The organism is Microvirga tunisiensis, assembly GCF_009296175.1.
GTDB classification, from domain to species: domain Bacteria; phylum Pseudomonadota; class Alphaproteobacteria; order Rhizobiales; family Beijerinckiaceae; genus Microvirga; species Microvirga tunisiensis.
On record NZ_VOSK01000043.1, the window covers coordinates 1 to 10,613 of the forward strand.

The following is a 10,613-nucleotide window of genomic DNA, read 5'->3' on the forward strand; positions in this document are numbered from 1 at the left end:
GGTTTTGCTCCACGCTTCCTTCAGACCCCACCTCGCGGTGGCGCCCTTGCGCTTTGCTAACCCTTCGCCGCCATCAGGCTGGGTAGAGGACTTGCACCTCCAAGCTGTCGAACATGCTCGGCACACGAAAAATGCCCGGCCTGAGGCCGGGCATTTCTTGTTGAACTTTATGATCCGCTCAGGACCGATTTGGCCTTGGACCACCAGCCGGCGCGCTTCGGGCGCTCCGGGTCGGGCGGGGTCAGCACGACGGCGACCGGTTCCGGCTCGGGAATGACGGGAGCCGGCGGCGGCACCGGAGCCTCGGCCACAGGGCGGGAGGGAGCAACGATATGCTCGCTTTCGGCCGCAGGCCTGGGTTCATCCGCTTCTGCCTCAGCACTTGCCTCGGCCGGGACGGGCTCGTCCGAAGCCGGGGCGGCCTGAGCCTCGTCGGGAGCCACGAAGCCTTCTTCCATGGCGAACTCGACCGCCTCGTCACGGCCGCGTCCACGACCGCCGCGGCGACCGCGACGGCGGCGGCGTCCACCGCGCTCGTCCTCGGATTCGCCTGCCTCGGTCGTTGCAGCTTCCGTTCCCGAAACCGCAACTTCTGCCTCCTCCTCGTCGGACTCGTCGGATTCGCCCTCAGTCTCTCCGGATTCCTCGCCTTCCTCGCCCTGGGCTTCGCCCGCAAAGGCGTCCCGGTCGCGGCCGCGACGGCGGCGACGGCGACGGCGGCGGCGTCCGCCACCTTCGCCCTCGGCTTCCTCGCCGCGCTCTTCGCCGCCCTGAGCTTCCTCGGTGGTCTCCTCTTCGGCCTCCGCCTCGACCTCGATGTCCTCGTCGGGTTCGTCGACAGGGATGATGGCGTCGATCTGGATGCCGGTCGCGGCCGACTTGTGCTCGAGCTTCAGGGCGGGCTCACCCCTCTCGATGGCATAGGTCGTCGTGCCGTGGAGGCTGTCGTCGGCGACGATGGAGATCGCGACGCCGAAGCGGGTCTCCAGCTCACGCAGGTGGATGCGCTTCTGGTTCAGGATGTAGAACGCCGCCTCCGTCCGCGTGCGGACGACGAGATTGTAGCCGGAATTCTTGATGAGGGTTTCCTCGATCGAGCGCAGCACCTGCAGGGCCACGGACGGCGTCGAGCGCACGAAGCCGGTGCCGGCGCAGTGCGGGCAGGGGATCGACGAGGATTCCAGCACGCCGGTGCGGATGCGCTGGCGCGACATTTCGAGGAGGCCGAAGGGCGAGATGCGGCCCACCTGGATGCGGGCACGGTCGTTCTTCAGGCACTCGTTGAGCTTCTTCTCGACTGCGCGGTTGTTCCGCTTCTCCTCCATGTCGATGAAGTCGATCACGACGAGGCCGGCAAGATCGCGCAGGCGGAGCTGGCGGGCGATTTCCTCGGCCGCTTCGAGGTTGGTGCGCAGCGCCGTGTCCTCGATGTTGTGCTCGCGGGTCGAACGGCCGGAGTTCACGTCGATGGAAACGAGGGCTTCCGTCGGGTTGATGACGAGGTAGCCGCCCGATTTCAGGGTCACCATGTTCGAGAACATGGCATCGAGCTGGGACTCGACGCCGAACTTCGCGAAGAGAGGCTGCGGATCGCGGTAGGGCTGGACCAGCTTCGAATGGCTCGGCATGAGCATTCGCATGAAGTCCTTGGCCTCACTATATCCTTCGTCGCCGGAAACGAGGACGTCGTCGATGTCCTTGTTGTACAGGTCGCGGATGGCGCGCTTGATGAGCGAGCCTTCCTCGTAGACCAGGGAGGGGGCTGCCGACTTGAGGGTCAGCTCGCGCACGCTCTCCCAAAGGCGCATCAGGTATTCGTAGTCGCGCTTGATCTCGGGCTTGGTGCGCGAGGCGCCGGCCGTGCGCAGGATGATGCCCATTCCCTCGGGCACCTCCAGCTCCTGGGCGATTTCCTTCAGGCGCTTGCGGTCGGCCGCATTGGTGATCTTGCGGGAGATGCCGCCGCCCCGACCCGTGTTGGGCATGAGCACCGAATAGCGTCCGGCGAGCGACAGATAGGTGGTCAGCGCCGCGCCCTTGTTGCCGCGCTCTTCCTTGACGACCTGGACGAGAAGAACCTGACGGCGCTTGATGACTTCCTGGATCTTGTATTGCTTGCGGGGCGTGCGCCGGCGCTGGGGAAGATCCTCGATCGCGTCGTCACCGCCAAGCTGCTCGACGATCTCGTGCTCTTCCACGTCGTCTTCGTCTTCGTCCTCATCGGCTTCCGTGTCGCCTTCGGGCGAGCGGGCTTCGGCTGCTTCTGCAGCCTCGTCGCCCTGGGCAGTCTCGACATGGGCCGAGGCTTCAACCGCCTCGATGGCAGCCTCGCCTGCGTTCTCGCCGGGAGCAGCATCTCCGGCCATCACCGTGGCGAAGGCCTCCATGGCGTCAGAGGTCGATGTCTCGCGCTCTTCGCCAACGTTCTCGGGGCTGTCGGAAGCATCGGCCTCGCGAGCCGCCTCCACACCGTCTTCGGTGCCGGCCTCGGCTTCGGTCGAGACCACGGTCTCGTCGTTCTCGGTCCGCCGCTGCGAGGAACGGCGGCGGCGGCCGCCGCGGCCGCGGCGCTCTTCCTCGTGCTCCTCCTCGCGCTGGGCTTCCGCCTCGGCCTCGAGCAGAGCCTGACGGTCGGCGACCGGGATCTGATAATAATCGGGATGGATTTCGCTGAACGCGAGGAACCCATGGCGGTTTCCGCCGTATTCCACGAAGGCCGCCTGGAGCGACGGTTCGACCCGGGTGACCTTGGCGAGATAGATATTCCCGCGCAGCTGCTTCCGGTTAGCGGATTCGAAGTCGAATTCTTCGACCTTCTGACCACGTACCACCACGACCCGGGTTTCTTCCGGGTGTGAGGCATCGATGAGCATCTTGTTTGCCATGTTGAACTCTCGACATGGCGATCGAGGGCAGGACCTGAGGCAGGGGCCGCATTGTGGGCGGATGGGCACGCCGCAAGTAAGGGCGGCGGGCTGAAATTGCGTTAGGAGTGCTGTCGATCGCCATCGTGCGCCGCGTGCGGGCGCATTCTGGGTTGAATTGGGCCGGCTCTTGGCCGGAAAGGGTGGAGCTTGGGCGTGCGCGGGATGTAACACGCGATTCGAACGGTGCAGAAACGAAGGTCAAAGCTGACTTCGCGTGCGCAACCATTCGACACGGCCCTTTCGTAGATATCGATGGACCGGAAGCCGGCCATCGGCGAGTGGCGACAAGCGTCGCCATATGGTCCTGTCCGTGAGCCTGTCGAGGGTGACGGGTCTCCTGAAGGATCGGTCAACACAACCGTCTCCTCCGGATCCGCCGTCAGATTCGGCCATGCCGGACGGGATCAAGATCATTACAGAGCGATTGGGGCATTTGGCAAGATCCCGTGTCACTGTGCCATGAATGCAACAGAGTCTCATTAAACCGCCATGCGACGTGAGGTTCCGTTAACCAAGGGCCGTCTATCAGTATAGGAAGGACGCTAGAACCGTCAGCGATCACCGATGCCCTTTTTCCCTGTCATCCGCCTTGTCAGCATGTGCCTCCTGGCGGCCCTCGTGGCCGCGTGGTCCGGTCACGCCCATGCCGCCGGAGAAGGCCCAAAGGCCGGTTCTCCCGCCATCGCCGCCGCCGTTACGGTCGAATCGGACGGGGCGAAAACACGATTTAAGGTTACCCTGTCGAAAGCCGTGACGGCCCAGGTCTCCCTGATGGAACGCCCGGACCGGGTCATCATCGACCTGCCGGAGGTGGCTTTCCACCTCCCGCAGGAAGCCGGGCGCAGCAAGGAAGGCCTTATTGCATCCTACCGCTACGGTCTCTTCGCCCCGGGGCGGTCCCGGGTGGTAATGGAACTGACGCAGCCGGCAATGGTCTCCGGGATGACGACCGTGCCCGATGCCACGGGCGCGGCAACGATCCTGACCATCGAGCTCTCCCGCGCCGAGCGCGAGGAATTCCGCAGGGCGGCTGTCGAAAACGCGGCCGCGACGAAGGAGGCCTCGGCGGCGCCGGTCGTACAGGAGACCAAGGATGCCCGGCCGGTCATCATGATCGATGCCGGCCATGGCGGCATCGATCCGGGCGCGGCGGGGTCGGGCAATGTGGTGGAGAAGGATCTCGTTCTCTCCTTCGCCCAGAGGCTGAAGAAGAAGCTCGAAGAAGGCGGGCGCTACAAGGTCGTCATGACCCGCGACCAGGATGTGTTCGTCTCCCTCGGCGACCGGGTGCGCGCCGCCCGCGCGGCTCAGGCCGATCTCTTCATCTCCGTCCATGCGGACTCGATCTCGGGCGGCCAGGAGGTGAGGGGACTGACGGTCTATACCGGGTCCGAGCGGGCGTCCGACGCCGATTCCGCCCGCCTCGCCGACCGTGAAAACAAGGCGGACGCGATGGCGGGCGTCGAATCGGGCGATATGCCGGACGACGTCTCGGACATCCTGATGGAACTCACTCTGAGGGAAACGCGGAGCTTTTCCCACAATTTCGCCAGCCGTCTCGTCGGTGAGTTCGATTCCGTCGCCCGCCTCAACAAGAACCCCCACCGGCAGGCACGCTTCCAGGTGCTGCGGGCGCACGACGTGCCCTCCGTTCTCGTCGAACTTGGCTATCTGTCGAGCCAAAAGGACCTGGACCTGTTGATGTCCGAGGAGTGGCGCGTCAAAATGGTCTCGGCCATGTCGGTCGCCGTGGATCGCTTTTTCGCCGCGCGGTTCGCCCGCAGGGGCACCGCCGCAGTTTTACCATAGATACAGTGTGGATACCCGTAGCGGGGGCGCGATTCATCGGGTAACGAGGGTCCGCGTTTCAAGATCTGCATAAACAGGCGCCATGGGCGCCGTCATGGAACACCTTCGGATGCGCTTCGTCCTACGATTTTTCGGCTTCCTCTTCAGTGTTGGAGCGATCTTCTTCCTGATCGGCGCTGTCGGGCTCGCCTATGGATTCTGGTTCTACTCGAAGGATCTGCCGGATCACGCCCAGCTCGCCAATTACGAGCCGCCGGTGATGACCCGCATCCATGCGGCCGACGGCAGCCTCATCGCCGAATATGCCCGCGAGCGCCGGCTCTACGTGCCGATCCAGGCCGTACCCAAGCTTGTGATCGGAGCTTTTCTCTCCGCCGAGGACAAGAATTTCTACAAGCATGTCGGCATCGATCCCGAGGGCCTCGTACGCGCCGTGGTGGTCAATCTCCGCTCCGGCGGATCGCGAGAGCAGGGTGCCTCGACGATCACCCAGCAGGTGGCCAAGAACTTCCTTGTCGGCAACGAGCGGAGCTATGAACGCAAGATCCGTGAGGCGCTGATCGCCCTGCGGATGGAATCGACCTTCTCCAAGGACAAGATCCTCGAGCTCTACCTCAACGAAATCTTCCTCGGCACCCTGACCCCGGGCCGCAACCTGCACGGCATCGCCGCCGCGGCGCTCGACTATTTCGGCAAGTCCATCCACGAGCTGACGATCGCCGAGGCGGCCTATATCGCCGCGCTGCCCAAGGGGCCGAACAATTACCATCCGTTCCGCCAGCGCAAGGCCGCCGTCGAGCGCCGGAACTGGGTGATCGAGCGCATGGCCGCCAACGGCTACATCTCGAAGGAGGCCGCCGACGAAGCCCAGAAGGAGCCGCTCAACGTCAAGCCACGCGTGGTTTCCCCGAACAGCATCGCTTCGGGCTATTTCGCCGAGGGCGTGCGGCGCGACATCGCGGAACGCTACGGCGAGGAGACGCTCTACGAGGGCGGCCTGCTCATTCGTTCGACCCTCGACCCTAAGATGCAGGCCATGGCCCGCAAGTCCCTGGTTGACGGCCTCGTGCGCTTCGACGAGGCGCGCGGATGGCGCGGCGCCCACCAGAAGATCGACCTCGCCGGCCGAGAATGGGGCTTGGCCCTGGCGGAAGTGCCCGCGATGGGCGACGTACAGCCCTGGCGTCTAGCCGTCGTGCTGGAAGTCGCCGGTGGACGGGCCAAGATCGGCCTGCAGCCCAAGCGTGAGGCGTCCGGTCAGATGGTCAAGGACCGCGAGACCGGCACCGTGACGGCCGATGGCGCGAAATGGACCCGCCGGCCCGTCGAGCGCGCCGTTGCCGTAGGCGACGTGGTCTATGTGGAGCCGATGGCCGACAAGCCTGGCCAGTTCCGCCTGCGCCAGATCCCTGAGATCTCGGGCGCCATCGTGGCCATGGACCCCAATACGGGGCGTGTCCACGCCATGGTGGGCGGGTTCTCGTATGACCAGAGCGAGTTCAATCGGGCGATCCAGGCGATGCGCCAGCCGGGTTCCTCGTTCAAGCCCATCGTCTATGCGACGGCCCTCGACAACGGCTACACGCCCTCGAACCAGATCATGGACTCGCCCTTCGTGCTCGATATGGGGCCCGGCCAGGCAGCCTGGGCGCCTTCGAACTACGACGGCAAGTCGGGTGGCCTGCGGACGCTGCGCTACGGCGTCGAGCATTCCAAGAATCTGATGACGGTGCGTCTCGCCAACGAGGTCGGCATGCCGGCGATCTCCGAATATGCCCGCCGCTTCGGCGTCTATGACGACCTGCTGCCGCTGCTCTCCATGTCGCTCGGCGCCGGCGAGACCACGGTCATGCGCATGACGGCGGCCTATTCGATGTTCGCCAATGGCGGCCGCCGCATCAAACCGACCCTGATCGACCAGATCCAGGACCGCAATGGCCGGACGATCTACCGCCATGACGACCGCAAATGCGCGACCTGCGATGCGGAGAAGTGGGATGGCGGCGCCGCGCCCAAGCTGACCGAGACCCGCGAGCAGGTGCTCGATCCGCTCACCGCCTACCAGATGACCTCGATCCTCGAAGGCGTGGTCCAGCGCGGCACGGCGCAGACGGTCAAGGCCGTGGGCAAGCCGCTCGCCGGAAAGACGGGCACCACCAACGACGCCAAGGACGTGTGGTTCGTCGGCTTCTCGCCCGATCTCGCCGTCGGCGTGTTCCTCGGCTACGACCAGCCGAAGTCTCTCGGCAACGCGGCGACGGCCGGCCAGTATGCTGCGCCGGTGTTCCGCGACTTCATGCAGCTGGCGCTCAAGGACAAGCCTGCGACGCCGTTTCGCGTGCCCGCCGGCATCAAGCTGATCCGCGTCAATTCCGCCACCGGCACCCGCGCAGGCGGGGAGGGCGGCGGCACGATCCTCGAAGCCTTCAAGCCCGGCCAGGCCCCGCCGGAATACGTGCCGCCGGAGCCTGAGGAGACGCCGCAGGCCGAGTACTCGCCGGCTCCTCCTCCGGGAACGCCTCAGCGGGCCGTCGGCGTAGGTCCCAGCGGATTGTATTGACCGGCTCCTCCCCCATATAGAATCCGCCCTCCCTACAGCGGAAACGGATTGCTCCTCGGCCGAAGCTTTGGTCGCGGGAAAAACCATGGCCTTGGGGGCGGAGTTCCTTTGACACCCGGCAGCGGTCCCCTTAAGACCCCGCCATCACAAGGCACGGACAGCAAAGAAACGATGCGCGCCGAAATCCAACATCTCGTAGAAGAAACCAAGCAGTCAGTCGGGCTGCTGAGGAGGCATCTTTGACTGGGATACTGCCCAGCGACGCCTCGCGGAACTGAACGCTCAGGCCGAGGACCCCAACCTCTGGAACGATGCGGACGCCGCGCAGAAGATCATGCGCGAACGCACGTCGCTCGAGGACCAGATCTCGGCCGTGAAGCGTCTCGAGCAGGAGCTCGAGGATGCCATCACCCTGATCGAGCTCGGCGAAGCCGAAGAGGACGAAGCCACGATCCAGGAAGGCGAGGAGACCATCCGCAACCTTCAGGCCGAGGCGGCCCGCCGCCAGGTCGAGACCCTGCTCGCGGGCGAGGCGGATGCCAACGACACCTACGTGGAGGTGCATTCGGGCGCTGGCGGCACGGAAAGCCAGGACTGGGCCAACATGCTCCAGCGCATGTATGCCCGCTGGGCCGAGCGCCGGAAGTACAAGGTCGAGCTTCTCGAAATCACCGACGGCGAAGAGGCAGGCATCAAGAGCGCCACGCTCCTGATCAAGGGCCTCAACGCCTATGGCTGGCTCAAGACCGAGTCCGGCGTGCACCGGCTCGTGCGCATCTCGCCCTACGACTCGAACGCCCGTCGTCACACGAGCTTCGCCTCGGTGTGGGTCTATCCGGTGGTGGATGACCGCATCAACATCGAGATCAAGGAATCCGACTGCCGCATCGACACGTTCCGCTCCTCGGGCGCGGGCGGCCAGCACGTGAACACCACCGACTCGGCGGTGCGCATCACGCATATCCCGAGCGGCATCGTCGTCGCCTGTCAGCAGGAGCGTTCGCAGCACAAGAACCGGGCCACCGCTTGGAACATGCTGCGCGCGCGCCTCTACGAGGCCGAGTTGAAGAAGCGCGAGGAGAAGGCCAGTGCCGAAGCCGCCGCCAAGACGGAGATCGGCTGGGGTCACCAGATCCGCTCGTACGTGCTCCAGCCCTACCAAATGGTGAAGGACCTGCGCACCGGCGCCCAGTCGACGAGCCCGCAGGACGTGCTCGACGGCGACCTCGATCCCTTCATGGAAGCCTCGCTCGCCCAGCGCGTCTACGGCGGCGACGTGGAGGTCGAGGATATCGATTGAGACGTCCTTTCCGCCGAGCGCGCTCCTGCTACGTCATAGCGGAAAGGCGCTCGGCGGATTTTGCTGCTGCTGTGAGGAATTGCAGGGAGCGTGTGTCAAACCTGCTCTAGCGTATCATGCGGAGTTGAAGGTCCGCGTCAGCTAAAGTGCGCCTGTTCCCCGCGCGACGCGTTCGTCATGCCAAGAGCATCGCAATCAAAGTGAATTCCACTTTCGAGGGCTGATGCTTAACAAAGTGTCGTCGCTGGAATACGAAGTCAGCTCCCGATTAAACGACATAGAAGTCTGACGCGCTTACGCGGTCCCCTGCGTCGGTCCAATGCCTCGTGATCTTTGCGAAAACGATCTTCCCAGTGGCACCGGACCCATCGGGGTCGTAATAGATCAGTTTGTCATCATCGTCGAAGACGATGTAGTCATCCGCGTCTTGCGCATTACCGTATTCGGCAAAATTATTCCAACTGAGTTGCCCCACGGGTAGCTTCCTGAAAATAGCCGAGGACAGAAAAATTGAATCATCCTCCTCAAACTCGATGATCTTGTCTACATTTGCCACGGGATCGAGGGGTGTATCGAAGATGAAAACGTCATCGCCAAAACTGCCATACAGGGTATCATTTCCCGCGCCCCGTTGAGAGTGTCGTCACCATCGAAACCGAAGAGGCGGTCGTTCCCGCCACGGCCCTGAATCGCGTCCTTTACGCCTGTTCCGTGGATCTTGTCCGCGTGCTCCTTTCCGATTTGGGTCAGAGTTTCGGTTCGCTTGTTCCACGACCAGGCCGCGACATGCTTGCCATCGGTCTTGGACGATCCGTAAAGCTCCTTGATGGCGAGCTTGTCCAAGGGACTTAGCTTGGTCGGATAGACTTTGCTCTCGCCATTGTCGTAACTCATGACGGTGTTCGTCGAGTGAGCGTCCGCTTCGCTTAGCTTCTTTTTGTTGTACGGCGACGTATGGAATGGGTGTTTGAGCCCAAGAACGTGACCGATCTCATGAAGCATAACATAGGTTTTATGCGAGGTATTCTTAAAATCGTCCTTGTATCGAGTGTTGAAATGCACTCTGCCGGCCCCATAGACGCGGTCCGCGGCCTCGCCCTGCACGCAATTATCTACCGTGTAGAGTTCCGGGAATTCGCCATAGGCCACAATGGTGCTGTCGAAAAACCCTGTATACCAACCGAATTTGATTTCCGCATCGTCACTCTTCATCTCAAGGAATCGGATCCCACAAGCGTCACCCCACTGTTTGAGCGCATAACGAGCCAGCTTCTGATCTGCTGAGTTGAAGCGCTTTTCGCTCAGACTTGGCGCGAACGAATAGGTGAGGAAGATCGGCGTCTTCTGCGGTGTCAGAGTCGGTTCGGAGTTCCAGTTGTAACCGGTCAGAATGGCTTTATGGGACGGCATGATGATAGGCTCGCGGCGCGAAGAGAATTCTTGCCGGTATCGGTAACTTAATTACGCACAGTTGCAACCTGGAAGATCCCTATAGGTCTCTCGCCGCTCCCAGCACTTCCTCCGCATGGCCCGGCACCTTCACCTTGTTCCAGACCCGAGCGACGTTGCCCTCGCGGTCGATCAGCACCGTCGTTCGCTCCACGCCCATGTATTTGTGGCCGAACATGCTCTTCTGGGTCCAGACGCCATAGGTCTCCAGCATGGTCCTGGCCTCGTCCGACGCGAGGGCGAAGTCGAGGCCGTACTTGGCGCGGAACTTGTCGTGGCTCTTCAGCGAATCCGGCGAGATCCCGACGATCTCCGTATCGGCCGCCGCGAAATCCTTCCTGAGGGCCTGGAAGTTCTGCGCTTCGAGCGTGCAGCCGCTGGTGTTGTCCTTGGGATAGAAATACAGCACGACCTTGCGGCCTTTCAGGTCGTCGAGGCTGATTTCCCGACCATCTGTCGCAGGCAGGGAGAAGGGCGGAGCTTTGGTTCCGATGCTAAGAGACATGGGTTGCCTTCCTTTCGGCGGATTGTACTGGTTGGAAACCTCTACAGCATCGGACGCAAAAGT

At 63.2% G+C, this 10,613-nt stretch carries 6 protein-coding genes; 3 read left to right on the plus strand and 3 right to left on the minus strand.

Features of this window, described 5'->3' with window-relative positions; translation table 11 throughout:
* Positions 1-167 precede the first annotated feature (167 nt).
* Positions 168-2,885 (minus strand): Rne/Rng family ribonuclease, encoded by a 2,718-nt coding sequence (locus FS320_RS13525; RefSeq protein WP_152712348.1) that lies wholly within the window; start codon positions 2,883-2,885, stop codon positions 168-170.
* Between the two features lie 606 nt (positions 2,886-3,491).
* Between FS320_RS13525 and FS320_RS13530 the strand changes: the two genes are divergently transcribed.
* The 3 genes from FS320_RS13530 to prfB all read left to right on the plus strand — a co-directional run bounded on the left by FS320_RS13530 (position 3,492) and on the right by prfB (position 8,596).
* Positions 3,492-4,736, plus strand: a complete 1,245-nt coding sequence (locus FS320_RS13530) for an N-acetylmuramoyl-L-alanine amidase (protein WP_152712350.1) — start codon at positions 3,492-3,494, stop codon at positions 4,734-4,736.
* A 109-nt stretch (positions 4,737-4,845) separates the two neighbouring features.
* Complete coding sequence (locus FS320_RS13535) at positions 4,846-7,296, plus strand: penicillin-binding protein 1A (RefSeq protein ID WP_152712395.1); 2,451 nt, start codon at positions 4,846-4,848, stop codon at positions 7,294-7,296.
* A gap of 171 nt (positions 7,297-7,467) precedes the next feature.
* Positions 7,468-8,596 (plus strand): peptide chain release factor 2 gene (prfB, locus tag FS320_RS13540; RefSeq protein WP_152712352.1). Its coding sequence is split into 2 segments (ribosomal slippage): positions 7,468-7,536 and positions 7,538-8,596, totalling 1,128 coding nucleotides; the frame shifts between segments, so codons are not numbered across the junction.
* A 543-nt stretch (positions 8,597-9,139) separates the two neighbouring features.
* Here the strand turns inward: prfB and FS320_RS13550 are convergent.
* Positions 9,140-10,006 (minus strand): matrixin family metalloprotease, encoded by an 867-nt coding sequence (locus FS320_RS13550; protein ID WP_152712356.1) that lies wholly within the window; start codon positions 10,004-10,006, stop codon positions 9,140-9,142.
* Positions 10,007-10,085: 79 nt separating this feature from the next.
* Positions 10,086-10,550, minus strand: coding sequence for a peroxiredoxin (locus FS320_RS13555; RefSeq protein ID WP_152712358.1), 465 nt, complete (start codon positions 10,548-10,550; stop codon positions 10,086-10,088).
* Positions 10,551-10,613 lie beyond the last annotated feature (63 nt).